The sequence below is a fragment of the Brumimicrobium salinarum genome (assembly GCF_002844555.1).
GTDB classification, from domain to species: domain Bacteria; phylum Bacteroidota; class Bacteroidia; order Flavobacteriales_D; family Crocinitomicaceae; genus Brumimicrobium; species Brumimicrobium salinarum.
Genome location: NZ_PJNI01000003.1, coordinates 95,137 through 116,086, shown reverse-complemented (window position 1 = coordinate 116,086; position 20,950 = coordinate 95,137). Strand labels below are relative to the sequence as shown.

Genomic DNA, 20,950 nt, shown 5'->3' with positions numbered 1-20,950 from the left:
CTTTTATGTTTGAAACTTTAGAAAAGTATTACAAAGAAAATTTGCTTTGTTTTAAAGTGGGCTTTATTTCATTCAAAAAAATGATAGAAAGAATTTTAATACCTATATTTCGAGCTAAAGTGCATTTATACACTTGGAATAGATGGATAAACGAACAAAATCATGGATGAAACAGGCTAAGGAATCAATTCTAGAACAAGGATTGATTCTCTTGATTCCCATTATGGTAATCCGAGGTTTTGAAGTATTTGTTTTTGATGCAGAAGCGTTTCAATCAATAGGTTCTGCCTTCAGGGTATATATGTTTGCCATTTTTAAGGAAATTATTTTCCTAACGATTTATCTGCTTACTTTTGGAATTATTTATTCTCAGGTAAAACGGTTTTCTAGAATACTTTATACCTTTTTAATTGCTGTTTCCTCAATTCTCCTAATTGTAATTTATCTAGCTACTTCACAATATTATTATACAGCAGACTTACTACTCGATCACGTAATTCTTTATTTTAATTTTAATGAATTACTGGAAATTGCGGGCACGGAATCAGGAAGATTAACAGGTGAATATTTTTGGTTTTATGTGGTTTCATTTAGTTTACTAATACTTGCACTTATTTTTAGAAAAACCATTTTAAAAACACTACAAAAAGGTCGATTAACCAAAGTTATCCTCATTGGAGGTCTTACTGTGATTTGTGTTCATTTTATTCTGGCGAACCCAACGTTTAAAAAAGAACATGAATTAAATAGTATTTCAAAACCAAAGTATCTTTTTTCACATATTATTGACAACTTATTCTTTAAGGTAAACTTAGATAATCTGTCAGAAAAGGAACTTTATCTTGCTACAAAGAGTTTTAGATCTTTTATGGAGTGGGAAAACAATGTTCATCAAACAAAGTACCCATTTGTAAAAACGCATGATGATCGTAAGAATAGCTTAAATAAATATTTCACAACATTTGATCAAAAACCTAATCTAGTGCTTGTGTTTTGTGAAGGACTAAGCTCAACATTTTCGGGTCAAAACGCACATTTGGGAAGTTACACACCGTTTTTAGATTCTTTATATAAACAGGGTTTGTATTGGCCGAATGCAATCAGTAATACGGATCGAACACATGGTGTTTTTGCTAATGTGCTCGCCTCTCTGCCACATGGTTTTGAACGTGGGATACTAAATCTAAAATCAACTTTTCCACAACACTTTTCAATCCCAAAATCTTTAGCGTCAAATGGTTATCACGCTTCATTTTTGTATGGAGGATGGGGATACTACGATAATTTTGAACCATTCCTGAGAAAAAACTACGTTTCAACAGTATGGGATAAAACCTATATGGAAAAAAATAATATCATTGAAGCCCGAAGTAAGGAGGAAGATTTTACATGGGGGATTCATGATAAAGAAATGGTTGATTTGTATTTTGCATTTAAAGATAGCATTAAAAACGAGCCTTTCTTTGATCTATTTGTTACTTTGAGTTTACACAGTCCTTTTGATATTCCTGAAAAGGAAAAGTATGTTGAGCTTGCTAGAAATATGTCAAAAAACAAGCCTAATGGCAAAGAAGTTTTTGATAAATCTTCAGATATACTTGCCTCTATTGTTTATCAGGATGAAGCGCTAAAACAATTTATGAAGACGTATGAAAAAAGACCTGAATTTGAAAACACTGTTTTTCTATTTGTAGGAGACCACAATGTTGTAGGATTACCGATGAGGTCAGAACTGGACGCGCATAGTGTTCCCTTACTGATTTATAGTCCACAATTAAAAGAGAGCAAACAATTCAAAGATATTGTTGCACATACAGATGTTCCGCAAAGTATTTTAACGCTTTTTGAACCTTATTTAGAAAATCAAGCAAACATTGAGTTCAATCACTGGGTGGGAGAAGGTTTGTCAACTAAAAATCAAGTCGCATCGCAACATCCAATATTTATCGGAAGTTTTAATGGAGACGTAAATGGAGTGATTAGTGATAACCACATTTTGTTAAACAATCAGTTGTACAAAATTGAAAATCACCTAAACTTATCGAAAGTTGATGATGAAAAACTAAAACAACTCCTTCAGAAACAATTGAAAAATTATGAGATAATGAATCATTTTACCATCAAACAAAATAGACTCTTATTGCCAAAAGATACACTTGCTTTTCCGAATGAGGATGTTGATTTTTACTTCCCTGTTTATGATGAATAAAACGTGGGAACCATTAATGGTATTGCTTGGTTTAATAATTTCACCTTAACATTTTTCAATTTTCCTAAGTACTCTCCATCAATTTGAAATGACACAGCATGTTCACAAAAAACCTCAGCACTTTTGACACTTAAAACTTCTGCGAAATCAGGATTCAAATCAATTTGATCGGTGAAAGTTTTAATGATTTCAATTAAGTTTAAATTCTTAAAAGCAATAATCTCAAATTGTCCATCATTGGTTTTTCCTTGTGGATTAATACAAGCGCCCGTTCCATACTTTTGGCAATTAGCAATAGATAAAACTGAAGCTTCAACCGTTTTTGAAGTTTCTTCTGAAACAATTTTAAAAGTGTAAGGATGTTCGCTTTTCATTAAAGTGGGAATAGATTGCATGAGATAACCCATCTTTCCGCGCAATTGTGATTTGTCATAGTTTTTTATCAAGTCAGCATTTACCCCAAAATCTGCTAGATGTAAACTGATGTGATCATTGATTTTCAATACATCAATGTGCTCAACTTTACCGTTTAAAGCGACCTCCAATTGTTCTTGAGGTGTTTCTGGTATGTCAAAATTTAAGGCAAATCCATTGGCTGAACCCGAAGGAAATAAAGCGAGCGGAACATCTTCATTGAGTACACCTTCGGCTACGATTTTTATCGTTCCATCTCCACCAGCAACAAAAATGCAATCGAAATCATTTTCTTTAACTTTTTGCTGAATCTGTTCTTGATCATTTACTCCCGTTGTTTTGTAAATCGTGAGTTTAATTTTACGCTCTTCAAGCGACTTTTCAACCAAATGAATGAGTTCCGTTTTGTCATTGTCTCCTGCAATTGGGTTAACAACAAAAAGTATATGTTCGATTTTTTTCATTTTTACATTTAAGATTGAATAAATTTAAATATTTTAAACCAATTGAAGTCTTCTATTGTTAAAAATTATGGGTTCACAAAAAGGGAAATATTAAAAGAATAAATGGCAAAATTAGATTTAAAACTATATCGCGGATACATGAATGAAGAACGCTTAATCGTTTTCGGACATGCTTTTAAATCTTGGGCGCCTGATAAATACAAAATTGATAAAAAAGGAATTAGAAATGCATTCTCGATCATTCATAAATTCAGAATAAAACCTTTAAAAAATCAAGAAGTTGTATTGAATTTTCGCAACATAGAAACCAAAACTACAACCGCTTCAGATGGATTTTTTCAATTTGAAATAGCTTATGAAGATTTTATAGAAAGTGGATGGCATGAATATTCTGTTTCTTGTCAAATAGATAATTATGGTATCATAGAAAAAGGTGAGGTACTGAAACCTTTTAAAAGTAAATATGGAATCATTTCTGATATTGACGATACCTTTTTGATTTCACACAGTGATTCATTCTTTAAGAAACTCTACATTATGCTTTTCAAAAACGTCAATAAACGTAAGGTTTTTGCAGATGTAACACCGCATTATCAAGCTTTAAGTCGATTTGGACAAGCCAACGAAAATGCTTTCAACTCCTTCTTTTATGTTTCGAGTAGCGAATGGAATTTATATGATTTCATTATTGAATTTACCCGTTTACATGAGTTGCCGAAAGCGGTTTTATTATTAAAGCAAATCAAAACAGGGGTTTTAGATTTTTTCAAAACAGGAAGAGGAAATCATAACCACAAATTAGACAAAATCAATAACATTATCGATTTTTACCCTGACTTAGAATACGTTTTACTGGGAGATGATACGCAGCATGATGTTTTTATTTACCAAAATATCAGCAAGCAATTACCACAAAATGTAAAAGCAGTTTACATAAGACAAACTGGAAAGACCAAAGACAAAAAAGTCGAAGAAGCACTTGAAGTCATAGAGAAACAGAATATATCGACATGTTATTTCCGCGACAGTAAAAAAGCGATTGCTCATTCGCAGGAAATTGGAGTGATTTAGAATTGCATATTTTTAAAATGTTTATTTTATTTTAGAGTCAAAGAAAATATATAAAACCTTTTTTCTAATGTAACCATAATTACATTCAGTTAATTAGCAATTGCTTAACTTTGTATCGAATTTCAATAAACCTTGAGTGATGGAAGACATGATATTTTATGATAGAATGCAATTCGCATTTACAATCACTTTTCATTACATATTTCCGCAATTGACAATGGGGCTTTCCCTAATGATTGTTTATTTCAAATGGAAATTTTTACGTACCAAATTAGTTCAATACAATGATGCCGCCAAATTTTGGATGAAGATTTTCGCTTTGAACTTTGCCATGGGAGTAGTCACAGGAATTCCAATGGAGTTTCAGTTTGGTACCAATTGGGCTAAATTCTCTGAATTAACCGGTGGAATTATCGGTCAAACCTTGGCAATGGAAGGGATGTTTTCCTTCTTTCTTGAGTCTTCATTTTTAGGTTTGTTCTTGTTTGGAGAAAAGCTTTTGGGACAGCGACTTCACTTTCTTACTGGTCTTTTAGTTTTCTTAGGTTCTTGGGCCAGTGGTTTTTTAATTATCGCAACACATTCTTGGATGCAACATCCTGTGGGGTATGAAATTCTAGAAAATGGAAAATACGTACTTAAGAACTTCGGTGCTTTATTTTCAAATCCTTGGTTAATTCCTTCTTTCTTACACAATCAAATGGGTTCTGTAATTACCTCTTCTTTTGTGGTAGCGGGAGTTGGAGCTTTTTATTTACTCAACAATAAACACAGTCAATTTGGAAAACTATTTGTAAAAACTGGAGTGGTTTTCGGTTTAGTTTCAAGTATTCTTGTGGCTTTTCCAACTGGAGACTGGACAGCAAAAAACGTTGCTAAATATCAACCCGCAGCTTTTGCTGGTATGGAAGGGATTTTTGAAACTGAAAAAGGAGGTGCTGAAATTGTTTTAATTGGTCAGCCTGACATGGAGAACAAAAAGCTCGACAATAAAATTGCAGTTCCTAATGTTTTGAGCTTTTTGACTTATCAAAACTGGACACAAGAAGTGAAAGGATTAAATGAATTTGATGAGAGTTTACATCCGACCAATGTACCAGGACTTTATTATGCGTATCATATTATGGTTGGATTAGGAACTATTTTTATAGGTTTAATGGTCATTGCTACCATACAATTATTCAGAAAAAAATTATATAAAACAAAATGGATCTTGTGGACGCTATTATTCATGATACCATTTCCGTATATTGCCAATACAACAGGTTGGTACACCGCCGAACTTGGAAGACAACCGTGGTTAGTTTACGATTTACTCCGAACAGTTGATGGTGTTTCACCAACCGTTTCATCAGGTAACACCTTATTTACATTGCTTGGATTTATTGGACTCTATTTCATGCTTGGCTTGTTATTTTTGCTTTTAGCAGGTAAAATAATTAATAAAGGTCCAGAAACAGAAAAAACAGTTTAACCATGGAGATTTTTTGGTATATCGTTTTAATGGTCATGTTAACCGTCTATATAATTCTAGATGGTTATGACTTTGGTGCAGGGATTGTGCACTTATTTTTCGCAAAAAAAGACAAAGACAAAAAAGTTATAACGAAATCAATCGGGCCATTTTGGGATGCCAATGAAGTATGGCTAATTGCCGCAGGAGGAATTTTATTTTTTGCTTTTCCTACTTTATACGCTGTAGCATTTAGTGGTTTTTACTTGCCGCTGATCATGATCTTGTGGTTGCTCATTTTCAGAGCAATTGGTTTAGAACTTCGTGGACAAATTAAAAATACGATCTGGGAAGCCATTTGGGATAAAGCTTTTGGAATTTCAAGTTTGTTGTTGGCATTATTCTTTGGAGTAGCATTAGGAAACGTTGTGAGAGGCGTAAACCTTGGAATGGTAAGTGAAGGAGTTGCGGCAAATGAAGGACATTATTTCTTTTTACCGTTATGGAACTCAACATTCAGTCCACAAGCAGAACATTTAGGTGTGATTGACTGGTTTACGCTCCTTTTAGGTGTAATTAGTGTAATTATTTTATTGATTCATGGTGCGAATTGGATTATCTTTAAAACAAACTCAAGCATAAACGAAAAATTAAAAAAGGTAGTTTTCAGACTTAATTTTGTTCTGCTGGCTTTGGTAATTACTTCTTTGTCAATATGGGACAGAATAGAAGCTTTACCTTTCCATAATTTTATGGACCATCCATGGCTTTTCATCTTCCCTTCGATTGCAATCATTGGACTTCTTGGATTGTTTAAAATTAAATCATTCAAAAAAGATGGAACAGGATTTATATTTTCGTCATTGTTTTTATTTGGTGGACTAACAACAACCGTAGCATCGATTTTTCCCAAAGTTTTACCTTCTACAAACGATGTAGTTTCTTCACTTACGATTTATAATTCAAGCACTGGAGAATATGGTCTATCTGTCGGAGTATATTGGTTCATTATTGCAATCATTCTAGTTGCCATTTACATGTTTGTACAATATCGTGTTTTCAGTGGTAAAATGGACGACAACAGTTACGGCGAACATTAATCGAGAACAATGACACATACATTAATCTCCATATTAAGTATTTTTTCGGGGTTTTTCGGAGCACACTTTTTTGCTTTAGTAAAACCCAAGTTCAGTTTAGGTTTCACAGGAAATAGTATTGTGGGCATTTTTGGTAGTATTTTACTTATAAAGTCATTTGGCAGATTAGGCTTTAACCCTTTTGCAATTATGGAGACAGGAAATGTTAATTGGTTATTGTTTACCATAAACTTGATGGTCTCTTTTTTAGGCGGAATCTTATTTTTAATGCTGACACAATGGGTCGTCAAAAAAATGAACAAAGCAAGATAATTGAAAAACATTGCTCATATTTTGCTGTTAAGTTGATAAGAATCAAGTTTGATTGTTAATTTTAACCATAAAGCAAATCGAAATGTCAAAACAAGTACCCAAAGAAGCATTCAAATTCTTAAATAAATTAGCCAAAAACAACGACAGAGATTGGTTTAATGAACATAAATCAGAATTCAAATCGCTTAAAAGTGAGGTAAAAGCGGTTTTTGAAGATCTAATGGTAAAAGTTCAAGAGCACGACCGCATCCAACGATTGAAAGTCTTTAGAATTTACCGCGACATTCGATTTTCAAAAGATAAAACGCCTTATAAAACTCATATCAGTGCCAATTATATCAGAGTTAAACCTGACTTAAGAGGAAGTTATTACTTGCATCTTGAACCAGGTAACTCTTTTATTGGTGCTGGATTTTGGGCGCCAGAAAAAGATGATTTGTTGAGAATAAGGAAAGAGTTCGAAATGGATGCTGATGAAATACGTGAGATTTTAAAAGACAGAAATCTCATCAAGCATTGGGGTGAATTGCAAGGCGATGAATTGAAAACAGCACCAAGAGACTTTGACAAAGAACACCAAAACATTGATTTAATCAGGAAAAAGCAATTTATCTTTTCTAAAGCTCTAAGCGATGAATTAGTCTTATCTGACCAACTTGTAGACCACGTAAATGATGCTTTCAAAGCTATTCGACCATTTTTCGACTACATGACAGAAGTCCTTACCACTGATGAAAATGGAGTTTCATTAATCTAATAAAAACATTCTGTCTTCTTGAGGACGTAAAGATTGCGAACCAAAGGTTGTATTGCGCTGTTTTAGTATAAATTAAAAATTTATGTTTGGATTGTTTAAAAAGAAAACAGAGAAGGAAAAGTTAGAAGTTAATATGAGAAGCTATTAAAAGAATCGCATAAATTATCAACATCAAATCGAAAAATGGGCGATCAAAAAGCCTACGAAGCTGCTGAGGTTTTAAAAGAAATAGAAAAGTTAGATTGAGTTAAATAATCCGATGACAATTGAACACTTCGCAATTAGCTAATTAAACCAAACAGCATATTTCTTTCGGCGCAAATCTATTGCTAGCTCTTCCTCCATGGCCAAAGCTTCTCTCTGAGTCTTAATTGGATTCAAATGATTATACAAACTTGGTCGAAGGTATTTGCCATATTTCTCTACAATATTTGCAGAAAGTTTATATCCTTTTTTATTTACAAAGCCTGTTTTATGTTGCTTAAATCGCTCTGCTGGAGTTTTACTCGTCATTCCCACATATACGCACTGCATTGTACCATTATATTGTGGATTCGCATTTCTAAATCGCGCATTTTCTGAAAAAACCTTTTTAGATAATTCAACAACGTAAACTGAATATTCTGTTTTGGACATTTCAACGGAATTTTAATGCTCGGAAAGATAGCAAATGTTGCATTACTATACAAAACAGTAGCTTATTCTGCCTGGTATTATTAATTCTTTGGTGTTTTTCGTTCGAAGTTCGATTGATGTTTGTTTATTATTTTTCTGTTGTAATGAAATTAGTAGAGCGTCAAGCCTAACTCAATAGCAATCCATCAAAATCCTTCCTTTTTCAATATGTTTTTCCAATGGAGGTAATCCGTGTTCGATGCATATCCTTTTTAATTCTTCCAAAACGCCATCTCTCATTTTTATGGATCCACAAATCATGATGCTGCCTTTGTTTTTGATCAATCGGGCAACTTCTATCTTGTGTTCCTTGACTAAATCTTGAACGTACTTTTGATTGCCTTCCTCTTTCGACAATGCAAAATGCAAAGTGTTGAAGATGTCTGTAGATTCGTTTTGTTGAATGATTTTATGATACAATTTAAAACTCAAAGTATTTCTTCCACCCAAGAAAAATGTCTTTTTTTGTTTGGAATACATGGAGGTCATTCCTAAGAATGGCGCAATCCCTGTTCCATTGGCAATCATTAAAACATTGCCTTTTTTAGGTAAATGGAAGGGTTTATTCACCTTAATGTAAGCTGAAATAATATCATCAGGTTCTTGTTTGTACAAAAAGGAAGAACATTCGCCTAGCTTATGTTTTTTGATGCTTAAAAGTATATTTCCTTCTTTTGTTTTTCCAATCGAATAATAGCGAGGAGTTTCATCGCCAGGTGGTGCTATTGCTAATAAATCTCCAGATTGAAAGTGTTGATGACTTTGTGGTTTCAATTCTAAGGTAAATGTTAAGGTGTATCCATCATCGACAATTTGTTTTTCTACGACTTGAAACGCTGATAATTTCACCCTTTTTCTATTGTTCTCTTGCGGAACTTCAAACTCTAATGCGTTTTCCTTTTTCCATGCTTCAAGCGATAACATGAAACTTGTGTGCGATCGACCATCAATTAAGGTAGGGGAGGAGTTCACAATAAAGTCATTCGAAGCGCTAAGTTTTTTATGTACATCAATAGCGTATTGACAAAACTTCGGATACATCATGGATCCAAATCCGATTATGTGTGTTTTGATTCGATTTTTCTGATTTGTTTTGTCAACTTTTGAAAGGAAATGTCTGGCATTGAAAGGGGAATCACCATTTCCATAAGTGGACGTCAAAATAATGAGGTGTTTCGCCTTTGCATATTCTTGATAATGATTCATGTCATCAACAAAAACAGATTTTCCGGCTTCTTTAAGTGCATTGAAAAGAAGTTGACCAAATTTTTGAGTAGAACCATTTTCTGAACCAATTAAAATGATGAACTCTGCATTTTCAGGACTTGTTTCATTGCGAGACTTCGAAAACATTCTTCGCCAAGCAATTTTTGTCCCAGAATACATGAAGTAAAGCAAGTTGATTGAAATCAATCCCAGAACAATTGACCAAATCCATTGTCCTTTCCCAGTGTGAAGCGTCATGGATAAAGCATTCAGGTTTTGAAACCACGTAGTTTTTCGCTCGGCGATTATCTCTCCAGTAAATTGATGAATTTTCAAGCTACGGTCATGGAGAATCAATTCAAAATAATCTTCTTCATCTGCTGAAAAGGGGAAGTGAAGCGTTTTTATATCCGATAAATAAGTGTTTTGAAATAGTGGAAAATCACGCAAGGCTATTTCTTCTGTTGAGCTTGGTGAATGTTGAATTTCTGTATTTTCTTTTGGTTTAAATTGCGTGTCTATAAACAAAATAGTTCCAGCAAAAGCCATGATCACAATCGGAATAAAAGCGAATCGGCCAAGCAAGGTATGGTAATATTGAGCTGAGCTTTGCTTTTTGATATGCGAGAAAATATTTTTAAATCCATTGGTGCGTTTAATGACAAGAGCAATTCCGCTTATGGAGGTTAGCAAGAGCAAGAAAACTGTAATTCCCATTAAAATTCTTCCCGTGGAATGTAGGAAAAGCGAACGGTGTAAAGTCGTGATCCACGTATAAAATTCATTTTTTGGAGGGATTTCAGCTATCTTTTCTCTTGAACTCGGATGAATATAAAAAGATCCGTCTTTGTTTTCATCAAAGCCAATAACGTCTACTTTTACAGCTTTTTCCTCATCTACCTCAACCGAAAACACTTCAATAAATTCTTCTTTAAGTTGAGGAACAAATTGAGATAAACTTATGCTGTCGGCCGCTTTTTTATCACTCGGTGAATTGAAATGTTCTACAACTGGTGCTGTTGAAAGAATTATTCCTGTAAGCGAAGCAATAAGTAAAAAACCACCAGAAAAAACGGCCAAAAGTAGATGACTCGATCTCCAAAAACTAGTCAGTCTTTGCAAGACAAACCCAAATACTGCGTTATGCTTGTTTTTAATTACAGTCATTTATAAAGATAAATTCCTGACAATTAAAAACTTCACAAGCCTTGTCTTTGGAGTTTTCTTATCAAAGACTTGAAAAAGAATATTTATTTTGAGCTTACTTATCAACATAGAAAAAAAGCGATTATTTGTTTAGAGGAATCAACCTTATTTGGCGAATGAAACCTTCTGATCCATCATAATTCCCACGCTTTAATTGTTCGGTTGATAAATCTACAACAACATCTTTTGAGTGGTAACTTTTATCTTCCACAGCTGTTTCAAAACGTAGTGAATATTTATTGTCGATGTATTTCTCATCAATTGAAAAAGTAATTACCGACCGTTCTCCACTGCCAATAGTAGCACCAGTTACACCGTCTAATCTAGGTTGAAATCTGTTTTTTTTGCGGTATGCATGCCACGCCTTTAAATCGGGATACCATTCGTGATCATATCCTAAAACGCTTAAAGTTTCAATGTATTCACCTTCGGCATTCACAACCGAAACAATCACATAAGCTCCTTCACCTTGGTAGTTTTTTAATTGAATCAAACATTTATAGGCCTTGTTGCTGGATTGTGCTGTGGAAAATTGTGGACTGAATAAAAATCCAAGGCTTAACACTCCAAAAATCAATAATTTTCTCATCTCTTTTATTTTAAAAATTCTAAATCTCCGCTCAAAAGTTCATTGCTTTTGGCTAAATCATAAACGCTTTCATCGAAGTCTGTTATGGTGTTTTTATCCGCACCTTTTTCAATTAGAAATCTTAAAAACTTGGTGTCATGACCTTTCATTGCTGCTAATTGTAAAGCAGTCAATCCATGTTTGTTTTTCGCATTAATATCGACTTTTGAATTCAATAAAATGGTTACCAATGCTTCATTCTCCATTGCAGTGGCAAGGTGAATGGTTTTGTCTTGAACTTTAACTCCTTTTTTCTGTAAGATTTCAAAGTAATGCTCGAAAAACTTTCTATTTCTCTCATCGAATGTTGCAACCAAGTGTGTAATTAAATTATCACCAGATTTGTCGATTATTTTAAAATCTAATCCTGCTTTTAAAACCCGTTCTGCTAAACCTGCATTCTTCGTTCGCAAAGCATAGGTCAATAAATTATAGCCTTTATCGTTAATAATCGTTTTGTCCTTTGTTCTTGCATACAAAATAGATAAGCCAACTTCATTCTTTCTCATAGCGGCAATCATCAAAGGATTATTTCCTTCATCATTTTCCTTTTGAATGTCAAGGTTTTGATCAATTAAGTAAGTGTAAACATTTTCATTTTTGTTGCTTGCAGCAATAAAGTGTAATAAATTATTTCCTGCGATATTGGTCAATCTTGGATTCAAGCCTTTCTTTACCAAGTATTCAAAAACAGGCAACTCGTTCGAAAATCTTCGTTTTCCTTTTGCAGCAAAAAACAAAGCGTTTTCATTATTATCATTAACCTCTTTTGGGTTAAATCCTATTGCTATAAGTTGATCGAGAAGCTCAATATTTCCTTGTGAACTCGCATAATGAAAAACAGTATTTCCATGATTGTCTTTTGCTTCTATATCAAATCCATTTGCAATGAAATAATCAAATGCTTTTACATCTTCAATATGCTGAGCTAAATAATGAATTGCTGTGGCTCCAGCTCGATTAGGCGCATCCAATTTTAAATCATAAGCCGTAAATAAATCGTATATTCTGTGATCTGTAACTCCCCCCATTGCAGTAAAAGTCTGTAAATTATTGCCTTTATCGTCAAGAATGTGAATGTCAGCACCTTTTTCCATTAGAATTTTTGTCAATTCATAATTACCTCGATAGGCCGCCCACATCAAGTAGTTTCTAGCATCATGCGTAATTTTGGTCACCTCATTTCCTTCTATTTCCAATAAAAACAAGATGGTTTCTAAGGGCGCCTTATTTAAAATGGCATAGGCCGTGGCGTCAAAGTTAAATTGGGAAAATTCCGTTGGACTATTTCCTTTGTCAATTTCACTTTTTACCTCTTCAATACTTGTATTTTCATTCCAAAACTCATTGCCTAAAAAAATGTTTTTTTGAGCGAAAATAGTCATCGATACAAACACTAAACTTATACTTAAAAATGCCTTCATACTAATTAGATTTATTCTAAATAAGGCAAAAGTAGATAAAATATTGGAGCGAAATAGATTCGTTTTAAAAATACCCTAAACTAGGTATTTTGCCGAAAATAGTGGGATATACCTACTTTTTGGTATTGGCGTTTCTAAATCCTGTCCATAACTTTGCAGTCATTATTTGTAATTAATCTAAATAAAAACAATGAAAAAAACTTTACTTTATACAGCATTATTTTTTGCTGGAAGTCAATTTATAAACGCACAATCAGTTTCAGAAACGGTGAGTATTGGAGCGAACTATTCAAATGAAACTTGGTACAGTTTAGAAAACGGTGAACAAGGAACGGCATCTGCTTCAGCATGGGATTTATCTTTTGATTTATCAGGTTTTGGAACATCCATTCGCATCAATTCAGGAAATGGTGTGATGTTGTATGCTTATCCAAATGGTGATATAACTGATTGGACAACCGTTGATACTACTGGAATTACATCATGGGATGCACAATACAACGACGAAACAACGTGGTTTAATGGTGCTTTTGACAAAAATGTAAACCCAAACGATCCTTTTGATGTGGGTTGGGGAACTTATGATATGAATACACATGTGATTTCAGGGGATTCCATTTTTATCATCAAATTAATGGATGATTCATATAGAAAATTGCGTATCGATGATATGAGTAATGGAGCGTTTAATTTTACATTTGCTATGCTTGACGGAACGGATGAAACACAAGCTTCTGTCACCAAAGCAGACTACCAAGATAAGCTTTTCGGGTATTATTCAATTCAAAATGAAAGTGCTGTAGATCACGAACCAGTAGCGGTTGAGAACTGGGATTTATTCTTCGGAAAATACACTGGTTTTATCCCAACTCCATATAATTTAACTGGAATTATTGCAGGACCAAATACAGAGGTCGTTCAAATCGATGGAGTCACTGATGTTGCCAACTATAACGATTGGGGAGCCGAAACATTTACTACTGACATCAGCACAATTGGAGCAGATTGGAAGGAATTCGACATGGGAACTTACGAATATAATGTGGTTAATGACCGTGTTTACTTTGTAAAAACACAAGTTGGAGATGTTTGGAAAGTTATTCCCACTGGATTTGGGGGCAGTTCTGACGGAAACTTTGAGTTTACAAAAGAGAAAATATCAGCACTTTCACTCGATGAAAACGGATTAGAAAAAGCAGAGGTGTTGGTTTATCCTAATCCTGCTTCAGATAAAGTTTCTGTACTATTAAATAACATGGAAGCAAAAGTAATTAGCGTTCAAATTCTAAATATGCAAGGACAAATTGTCTTTGAGAAGAATTTAGTGGGAAAAAGCAATTTCGATGTGAAAAATATACCAGTTCACGCTTTTGGAAGTGGTGTTTACCAAGTAAAAGTAGATAACGGAACACATCGATTCAATCAGAAATTAATGATTAAATAGTATGTTATTTCTCCCTTGATGCTTCAATAGTCTTCATTTTAAAGCAATTAGATTAACACTTCAATTTAATTCACATAGTGTCAAATAATAGTTCGAAGCACTTCTCCCTTTCGAGGGAGAGACAGAGGGAGGAAACAAAGTTCTTTCAACTTACTTTCAGGGAGGGAATCCTGTGAGTAAAGCCTTTAATAACAACGAAATAAATAGATAAAAAACAAACATTAAAAAATAAATAAAACAAAAAACAAGTTATGAAAAAATTACTTTTCTGTGCATTAGCATTAACAAGCACATTAACATTTGGACAAAATGACAAAAAAGAACTCGATCGAAAGTCCATTTTAGAAATGGAAGGTTGCTATAAGGTAACTTTCGATTTTGCGGAGACTTTCTCTCCAGATACAGCTTACGTGAAATACGATGATTATTCTTCACAGGCTATAGAATACGTTTTTGCAATTGAAGACGAACCAGATTTTATTTCCTTGCAACATATTTTAGTAGTAAATGATACATTTATCGTAAAACATTGGCGTCAAGACTGGTTGTACGAAAATAGAAATGTTCTAATGTACGACAAAGACAGAACTTGGGACAATGAAAAAATCTCGAAAAAAGCGGCGAAAGGAACATGGACGCAAAAAGTTTTTCAGGTGGATGATTCTCCAAGATATGAAGGATACGGAACTTGGGTGCATGTAGATGGGAAACATTATTGGGAATCAACTGCCGATGCGCCATTGCCAAGAAGAGAATTGACGGTAAGACAAGATTACAATGTTACACGTCGTCATAGTCGCATGGAAATTACAGAAAATGGCTGGATGTTAGAACAAGACAATGAGAAGATTTACCGTGATGAAAACGGAGAAGATCATTTAATTGTTTGGGAAAAAGGTCATGAGATTTTTACCCGCGGAGATTATGATTGTCAGCCAGCGATTGATTGGTGGAAGGAAAATTACCAGTTTTGGGCAGATGTGAGAACCACTTGGGAAAGTACAATTGCAGCCAACAAACGTTTGCATTTCGAAAGAAAAGTGGATAAACAACTGATGTATCAGAAATTATTTGCCCTCGGTGAAGAGCATAAAGCAGGAAAATACAATCAAGCAAAAGCACAAAAGGAAATTCAATCTGTAATTAATGCTTATCTAAATCAGTAATTTCTGGATTCAAAAAGTTATTAAAGCATAAAGTGATATTCGAAGCACCTCTCCCTTTGGAGGGCGACACAGAGGGAGGATTTTAAAATGTTTCAGATTAATCAAATGCCGAAATAAACCTTATAAATCAGAAATAATCAATTCATAATTTGTTTACACCGTCCAGTTTGAATTAAGGCCCGAGCTGGACGGTTATGAAATTGATGAATTTAATTATTAAAGCATAAAGTGATACTTGAAGCACCTCTTCCGTTAGCTAATGGAGAGACACAGAGGGAGGGTTTGAGACTGACGGAATTGTAAAAGCGTCTCATTCGTCTTCTTCAAATCAAATTCAACAGGAAATAAACCAAAAAGGTTGACTATCAAAAAAGAAATAAACATGACTATTGCGAATTGTAAAAGCATCTTCTTTACAACTATTTTACATTTACTTTTTACAACATTCGTTTATGGGCAAACCATAACGGTAATCTCTTTGGAAGATAGTCAGCCTATTCCTGGGGCAAGAGTTGATATTTATCATCAACAAAAAACGCATCATTTTACCACCAATTATGACGGTGAATTTCAAGTGGAGCCATTTTTAAGAAATACATCGGTAAAAATGACCATCTCTTTTGCTAGTTACGAAACCAAAATTTTGGAACCAATTGTTATCTCTAGAGATACAAATATCGCATTAAATACAGCGGTGAAAAACTTTGAAGAGGTGGCTATAACCGCACAGTATAAATCTCAATTGGTAGAAAACGCCGTGCACAACATTAAAGTCATCGATCGACAGAAAATTGAAGCCATGGCGGCGCAAGATTTAAAAGATGTTTTGACAAATGAGCTCAATGTTAGAATAGGAGAGGACAATGTTTTGGGAAGTAGCATGCAATTGCAGGGAATTGGCGGCGAAAATGTGAAGATTTTAGTAGATGGGGTTCCGTTAACCGGCCGACTCAATGGAAATATTGATTTATCACAAATTCCGCTAGAAAGTATTGAAAGGGTTGAAATTGTAGAAGGTCCACTTTCTGTTAGTTATGGAACGGATGCCCTAGCCGGAACGATAAATATCATTACCAAAAAAAATCAAGCCAAGCAATTTGTGGCTACATCGAATAATTATTTCGAAAGCAGCGGTAAAGTCAACAATACTGTAAATTTAGGTTGGCAAATTAAAAAACATCAAATTAGAATAGAAGGTGGACGCTACTTTTTTGATGGTTGGGATCCTTCACACAAGACTTTTCATTTTGATGTCAAGCCAATTGCAGATAGTTCTAGAAATATTCAATGGAATCCTAAAGAACAGCTTTTTGGAGGAATCAATTACCGATACAACAGAAAAAACACTTTGTTTAATTACAGCGGTCAATTTTTTAATGAAGACATCATCAACCGTGGAATGCCACGAGCACCCTATCAACAATCTGCTTACGATGATTATTACAGAACTAATCGAATCAATCAACGTGCAAATTTTCAATATCGTTTCGAAAATGGATATCGATTGTCTTTAATTGCCGCTTACAACGGTTATTTTAGAAGAAAAAACACAAAAGTGCGTGACTTAACAGAGATTTCTGATGTGATTTCTGCCAATCCAAGTGATCACGATACTTCACAATACCATAGTTTTATTGCCAGAGGAAGATTGATTCAGAGCAAGGCAAATAAACGTTTCAATTATGAAGTCGGTTATGATATCCTTTACGAAATTGCCAATGGCGAACGAATTTTAAATAAGCAGCAATCGATAGGAGATTATGCCATTTATACCACGGCAGAATACAGTCCAGTTAAATCTGTAACCATTCGACCAGGATTGAGATACGCCTACAATACCGAGTATAATGCACCGATCACTCCTTCCTTAAATGTAAAATATGATTTCTTAAAACGAGATCAACACCAATTGAGTTTGCGTGCTTCTTATGCCAGAGGATTCCGTGCGCCGTCCATCAAAGAACTGCATTATGTTTTTGTAGATATCAATCACAACATTGTAGGAAACCCCGATTTAGAAGCGGAAACAGCCAATCATTTTAACTTTTCCTTACACCATAAAATGGCGGGAGATAAATTGAAGTTAAAGAACAAAGCAGTGCTGTTCTACAACGATATTCGACAGTTAATTACTTTGGCTCAAGCTTCAGAAGTGGAATATTCGTATTTTAATTTGGACCGATACAGTACAGTGGGAGCGCAATTAGAATCGAATGCAAATTATAAAGACATCACCGCTGGAGTAGGAGTTGGGTACATTGGTAGATACAACGATTTAGCAGCGGATGCAAACGCTTCAGTTGATTTTTTATTCTCTCCAGAAATCAAAGCCAACTTTCAATACAACTGGAAGAAAGCAGGAGTACAAGCAGCGTTTTTTTACAAATATACAGGAGTTTTACCGAATATTCGCAGCAATGAAGATGGTGAGCTTTATGAAACAAAAATCAATGATTATCATACTGCAGACCTTACTCTTTCGAAATTTTTATGGAGCAAAAGATTGAAATTTACAGTAGGCGTAAAGAATTTATTTGACGTCACTTCAATTGCAGGTTCAGCAAGTGGGGAAGGAGCACATTCTGCCGGTTCTGGAAGTGTGAGTATTGGCATGGGACGCGTTTTTCATGCAGGTATAAAATTGAATTTAAAATCTAAATAAGTAGAGATGAGAATAGTAATTATAGCATTGATAATCGTTTTATTTTCTTCATGTTTAAAAGAGGAAATTCCTGTTCCCAAAAGAGAAAAAGGAGATGTTGAAACAGCGTCTGTCAGCATGGGTGGAAATTATGCATATCAAGTATATTTTGATTTTTCAGCCAACGAAATGACAGGAAAAGAAACAAAAGATCTTTGGGATATTGGTTTTGAAACTGGAGAAAACGGCGATAAAGTCATAACCAATACCGCCAAAAATATGATGGTGTATTTAACAGATAAAACAGAAATGGATGAGGTTTTAGATGAAAACAATTATGTCAGCGGACCGGTGTTTGACAATGAAACAGGGAATTTAGATTCAACAGGAATAGGCAACTGGCAAGACGGAAAGGTGAGAATTATCGATATGGGCTACAATTCCGCAGGACAAGCGATAGGTTGGTATAAACTAAAAGTTACTGGCGTAGATGAAACCACCTACACCTTCGAGTTTGCCGAAATCGAAGCCACAAACGCCACCTCTGTAAGCCTGCTAAAGCAAGAGGAGTACAATTTCACTTATTACAGTATGCTCAACAATGCTGAAATACAAGCGACTCCAAAAAGTACAGATTGGGACATTGTTTTTACACAGTATATTCACCAGTTCTACGAACCTGTCGTCACCCCATATTTAGTTACAGGATGTATAACAAACCGCAACAACAGACAAGCCGCAATGGTAACCGAGCTTGATTTTGAGGCCATTGACTTAGCTTATGCCTCCAATCTTGTTTTATCCGAAAATATCAACACAATAGGTTTCGGCTGGAAAGACTTTGTAGGAGATGAGTATTTCGTCAATTCTGAAATTTCTTACATCATCAAAGACCATGAAGGGATTTTTTACAAGTTAAGATTTGTAGACTTTTATAATGAAACAGGAGAGAAGGGGAATCCTGTTTGGGAGTTTGTGGAGTTGTAAAAGCGTCCTCACCTCTTTTAATTGATTGAAAAACTGAAGATTTAAAACAAAACATCAAAATCATAAGACATAGAAAACCTTGAGATTTACCAAGCTGAGAAAACTAAGGTTAATTTAGAAGTCTGTTTTTATTTGGCCACCTTTTCCGCCTACTACCTATAGTTTACTCCTTCTTTTTGGCAGACAATGTAATTTGTGGGAGCTTCACAAGGTCGCTACACAAATTCACTTGCCCTGCAAAACAAAAAGAAGTTCATAAAGCTACCGGTTTTCGTCGGGGTGGGATTCGAAGCTACGTTTTTTGGTTTTTAGCCGTAGACTTACACGTCTAATTATACGCTTACAAATGCTTACTACCTTTTGATGTAAATTACTCTTTTTGAGTAAAAACATAGCGTTTTAAAGCTCATAATATGTTATAATTGTTAAATTTGAATAAAAATGTATAGGTTGGCTAAACGTAATACGATTAGCCAATTGTTACAAATAATTAAAAACAAACATCGAACAATGAAGAAAATTTTATTTTTAGGACTAATAATTAGTTCAATTACAGCAACAAGTCAGACAATTTCTGAATTACAACAACAAATTACAATTTTAGAACAACAAAAATCAATACTACAGGAAAAGATTGATTTTTGTGATTTATACAATAATTCAGATGTTTCAGAAACTACGACATTTAATTCAAATTTTGAATTTAAAGTGATTGAATGTAAAGGGAATTCAATAGACCAAACTGTTGAACTAACAATTACAATTAAACACTCCTTACCTAACCAAAAAATAAAAATCTGGACAGGGAGCGAAAAACCAGTTGCTTATGGTGAAACTGGAAAAAACTATGATTTCAAAAGTATAAATTTTCCTGATTCCAGAGGAGGCTTTGGAGCAGAAGAGTTTAATAGTCCGACTAATTTATTATTACAAGGCAAATTAACGTTTAGAAATATTTTACCGCAAACTGCGAAACTAAGTTTAGTTAATGGAACTGTAGAATTTGAAAACAAAGATGGAGGAGGAAGTAAAGGTAAAGGTAAGTTTGAAATTAGAAATTTAAACATCAATTGGAACTAAAAATGAGAAAAATCACCGCATTATTAATTTTAACATTATTTCTTTCTTCTTGTTCAGATAATCTATCTAACTCTAAAGCAGAAGGTATAATTATTGAATGTTTAGAAAAAGAACCTTATCGAAAAACTGTAAAATTTCAATATGGAGAAAGATTAATTTACAATAAAGATAAAGAGGAATTTGAAAAACTTAAAAAATTAGAAGAAGACGGGCTATTAAAAATTGATTCTCTTGGTGTAAAAAAAAGTACGGTATTATGGAAAGTATCAAAATTATAATATTGAACTTTTGGAAAAATCAAAAGAATATATTATTGAGCAAACTGAATTAAATAAAAAACTATACGTTGAATTATTGGCTTTTGAATATAAAGTTGATGAAGTCAAAGAAGTTCACGAAATCCCGTCTTTAAACGCAGCAGAAGTTAGAACTAATTTTAAGAAAGTAAATATAACTCCTTTTTCTATTTTAAGTAATGAAAATACTTCTGACTTTAAAATCAGAAAATTGAGTTTTAAAAAGACAAGTAACGGTTGGAGATATTGTGAATAATAACTATTTGTAACAATGTATAAAAATAATAAGGGTTAAGTGCCAAACCCAAAGTTGGTACATATTTACAAAGTCCGCCAAATTAACAATTTGACGGTTAAATGAAAAAAAAATAACAATAACAATAAAATTGTAAATTTGGCTAAATACTAAACCGAAAA

19 protein-coding genes are annotated in these 20,950 nt (G+C 33.9%); 14 read left to right on the top strand and 5 right to left on the bottom strand.

All coding sequences use genetic code 11. The features are described from left to right. Positions 1–142 precede the first annotated feature (142 nt). Positions 143–2,209: an LTA synthase family protein gene (locus CW751_RS04780; protein WP_101333856.1), complete on the top strand. Its 2,067-nt coding sequence runs from the start codon at positions 143–145 to the stop codon at positions 2,207–2,209. On the opposite strand, the gene CW751_RS04775 is transcribed toward CW751_RS04780, so the two are convergent. Then, entirely contained in the window at positions 2,197–3,087 is an 891-nt protein-coding gene (locus CW751_RS04775) for a diacylglycerol/lipid kinase family protein (protein WP_101333855.1), read from the bottom strand. The two genes, CW751_RS04780 and CW751_RS04775, sit on opposite strands and share 13 nt — an antisense overlap. 102 nt (positions 3,088–3,189) lie before the next feature. Between CW751_RS04775 and CW751_RS04770 the strand changes: the two genes are divergently transcribed. From CW751_RS04770 to CW751_RS15890, 6 genes are all read left to right on the top strand, one after another. Beyond that, on the top strand, positions 3,190–4,158 hold the full coding sequence (locus CW751_RS04770) for an App1 family protein (protein WP_101333854.1): 969 nt from the start codon (positions 3,190–3,192) through the stop codon (positions 4,156–4,158). Positions 4,159–4,297: 139 nt separating this feature from the next. Beyond that, positions 4,298–5,632: a cytochrome ubiquinol oxidase subunit I gene (locus CW751_RS04765; RefSeq protein WP_101333853.1), complete on the top strand. Its 1,335-nt coding sequence runs from the start codon at positions 4,298–4,300 to the stop codon at positions 5,630–5,632. A 2-nt stretch (positions 5,633–5,634) separates the two neighbouring features. Then, positions 5,635–6,711: a cytochrome d ubiquinol oxidase subunit II gene (gene cydB, locus CW751_RS04760; protein ID WP_101333852.1), complete on the top strand. Its 1,077-nt coding sequence runs from the start codon at positions 5,635–5,637 to the stop codon at positions 6,709–6,711. A gap of 9 nt (positions 6,712–6,720) precedes the next feature. Further along, a complete protein-coding gene (locus tag CW751_RS15310) occupies positions 6,721–7,023 on the top strand; it encodes a hypothetical protein (protein WP_133122128.1) in 303 nt (100 codons plus the stop codon). Between the two features lie 82 nt (positions 7,024–7,105). Next, the gene (locus CW751_RS04750) at positions 7,106–7,780 is read left to right on the top strand and encodes a DUF2461 domain-containing protein (RefSeq protein WP_101333985.1); all 675 of its coding nucleotides are present in this window, start codon (positions 7,106–7,108) and stop codon (positions 7,778–7,780) included. Between the two features lie 183 nt (positions 7,781–7,963). Further along, a complete protein-coding gene (locus CW751_RS15890; RefSeq protein WP_317045793.1) occupies positions 7,964–8,026 on the top strand; it encodes a hypothetical protein in 63 nt (20 codons plus the stop codon). Between the two features lie 39 nt (positions 8,027–8,065). Here the strand turns inward: CW751_RS15890 and CW751_RS04745 are convergent, their stop codons facing one another. From CW751_RS04745 to CW751_RS04730, 4 genes are all read right to left on the bottom strand, one after another. Further along, positions 8,066–8,416, bottom strand: coding sequence for a ribose-5-phosphate isomerase (locus tag CW751_RS04745; RefSeq protein WP_101333850.1), 351 nt, complete (start codon positions 8,414–8,416; stop codon positions 8,066–8,068). Between the two features lie 171 nt (positions 8,417–8,587). Then, entirely contained in the window at positions 8,588–10,828 is a 2,241-nt protein-coding gene (locus CW751_RS04740) for a PepSY domain-containing protein (protein WP_101333849.1), read from the bottom strand. A gap of 121 nt (positions 10,829–10,949) precedes the next feature. Continuing rightward, positions 10,950–11,456, bottom strand: coding sequence for a DUF2271 domain-containing protein (locus CW751_RS04735; RefSeq protein ID WP_101333848.1), 507 nt, complete (start codon positions 11,454–11,456; stop codon positions 10,950–10,952). A 5-nt stretch (positions 11,457–11,461) separates the two neighbouring features. Continuing rightward, positions 11,462–12,919, bottom strand: a complete 1,458-nt coding sequence (locus CW751_RS04730; RefSeq protein ID WP_101333847.1) for an ankyrin repeat domain-containing protein — start codon at positions 12,917–12,919, stop codon at positions 11,462–11,464. 190 nt (positions 12,920–13,109) lie between these two features. Here CW751_RS04730 and CW751_RS04725 point away from each other — a divergent pair, with 190 nt between their 5' ends. From CW751_RS04725 to CW751_RS04695, 7 genes are all read left to right on the top strand, one after another. Further along, positions 13,110–14,363 carry a T9SS type A sorting domain-containing protein gene (locus CW751_RS04725; RefSeq protein WP_101333846.1) on the top strand — a complete coding sequence of 418 codons (1,254 nt, stop codon included), beginning with the start codon at positions 13,110–13,112 and terminating at the stop codon, positions 14,361–14,363. A gap of 251 nt (positions 14,364–14,614) precedes the next feature. Beyond that, positions 14,615–15,529 carry a DUF6607 family protein gene (locus tag CW751_RS04720; RefSeq protein ID WP_101333845.1) on the top strand — a complete coding sequence of 305 codons (915 nt, stop codon included), beginning with the start codon at positions 14,615–14,617 and terminating at the stop codon, positions 15,527–15,529. Between the two features lie 382 nt (positions 15,530–15,911). Continuing rightward, positions 15,912–18,191 (top strand): TonB-dependent receptor, encoded by a 2,280-nt coding sequence (locus tag CW751_RS04715; protein WP_101333844.1) that lies wholly within the window; start codon positions 15,912–15,914, stop codon positions 18,189–18,191. Between the two features lie 6 nt (positions 18,192–18,197). Continuing rightward, a complete protein-coding gene (locus CW751_RS04710) occupies positions 18,198–19,157 on the top strand; it encodes an HmuY family protein (RefSeq protein ID WP_101333843.1) in 960 nt (319 codons plus the stop codon). Positions 19,158–19,667: 510 nt separating this feature from the next. Beyond that, positions 19,668–20,237 carry a hypothetical protein gene (locus tag CW751_RS04705; RefSeq protein WP_133122127.1) on the top strand — a complete coding sequence of 190 codons (570 nt, stop codon included), beginning with the start codon at positions 19,668–19,670 and terminating at the stop codon, positions 20,235–20,237. 2 nt (positions 20,238–20,239) lie between these two features. Continuing rightward, positions 20,240–20,515 (top strand): hypothetical protein, encoded by a 276-nt coding sequence (locus CW751_RS04700; RefSeq protein ID WP_101333841.1) that lies wholly within the window; start codon positions 20,240–20,242, stop codon positions 20,513–20,515. Between the two features lie 10 nt (positions 20,516–20,525). Then, positions 20,526–20,789 carry a hypothetical protein gene (locus CW751_RS04695; protein WP_101333840.1) on the top strand — a complete coding sequence of 88 codons (264 nt, stop codon included), beginning with the start codon at positions 20,526–20,528 and terminating at the stop codon, positions 20,787–20,789. Positions 20,790–20,950: the final 161 nt, after the last annotated feature.

Coding starts and splice junctions, on each gene's coding strand:
- CW751_RS04735 (WP_101333848.1), bottom strand. CDS start 11,456: ATGAGAAAATTATTGATTTTTGGAGTGTTAAGCCTTGGATTTTTATTC.
- CW751_RS04770 (WP_101333854.1), top strand. CDS start 3,190: ATGGCAAAATTAGATTTAAAACTATATCGCGGATACATGAATGAAGAA.
- cydB (WP_101333852.1), top strand. CDS start 5,635: ATGGAGATTTTTTGGTATATCGTTTTAATGGTCATGTTAACCGTCTAT.
- CW751_RS04750 (WP_101333985.1), top strand. CDS start 7,106: ATGTCAAAACAAGTACCCAAAGAAGCATTCAAATTCTTAAATAAATTA.
- CW751_RS04710 (WP_101333843.1), top strand. CDS start 18,198: ATGAGAATAGTAATTATAGCATTGATAATCGTTTTATTTTCTTCATGT.
- CW751_RS04700 (WP_101333841.1), top strand. CDS start 20,240: ATGAGAAAAATCACCGCATTATTAATTTTAACATTATTTCTTTCTTCT.
- CW751_RS04775 (WP_101333855.1), bottom strand. CDS start 3,087: ATGAAAAAAATCGAACATATACTTTTTGTTGTTAACCCAATTGCAGGA.
- CW751_RS04730 (WP_101333847.1), bottom strand. CDS start 12,919: ATGAAGGCATTTTTAAGTATAAGTTTAGTGTTTGTATCGATGACTATT.
- CW751_RS04765 (WP_101333853.1), top strand. CDS start 4,298: ATGGAAGACATGATATTTTATGATAGAATGCAATTCGCATTTACAATC.
- CW751_RS04780 (WP_101333856.1), top strand. CDS start 143: ATGGATAAACGAACAAAATCATGGATGAAACAGGCTAAGGAATCAATT.
- CW751_RS15310 (WP_133122128.1), top strand. CDS start 6,721: ATGACACATACATTAATCTCCATATTAAGTATTTTTTCGGGGTTTTTC.
- CW751_RS04705 (WP_133122127.1), top strand. CDS start 19,668: ATGAAGAAAATTTTATTTTTAGGACTAATAATTAGTTCAATTACAGCA.
- CW751_RS04740 (WP_101333849.1), bottom strand. CDS start 10,828: ATGACTGTAATTAAAAACAAGCATAACGCAGTATTTGGGTTTGTCTTG.
- CW751_RS04715 (WP_101333844.1), top strand. CDS start 15,912: ATGACTATTGCGAATTGTAAAAGCATCTTCTTTACAACTATTTTACAT.
- CW751_RS04745 (WP_101333850.1), bottom strand. CDS start 8,416: ATGTCCAAAACAGAATATTCAGTTTACGTTGTTGAATTATCTAAAAAG.
- CW751_RS04725 (WP_101333846.1), top strand. CDS start 13,110: ATGAAAAAAACTTTACTTTATACAGCATTATTTTTTGCTGGAAGTCAA.
- CW751_RS04720 (WP_101333845.1), top strand. CDS start 14,615: ATGAAAAAATTACTTTTCTGTGCATTAGCATTAACAAGCACATTAACA.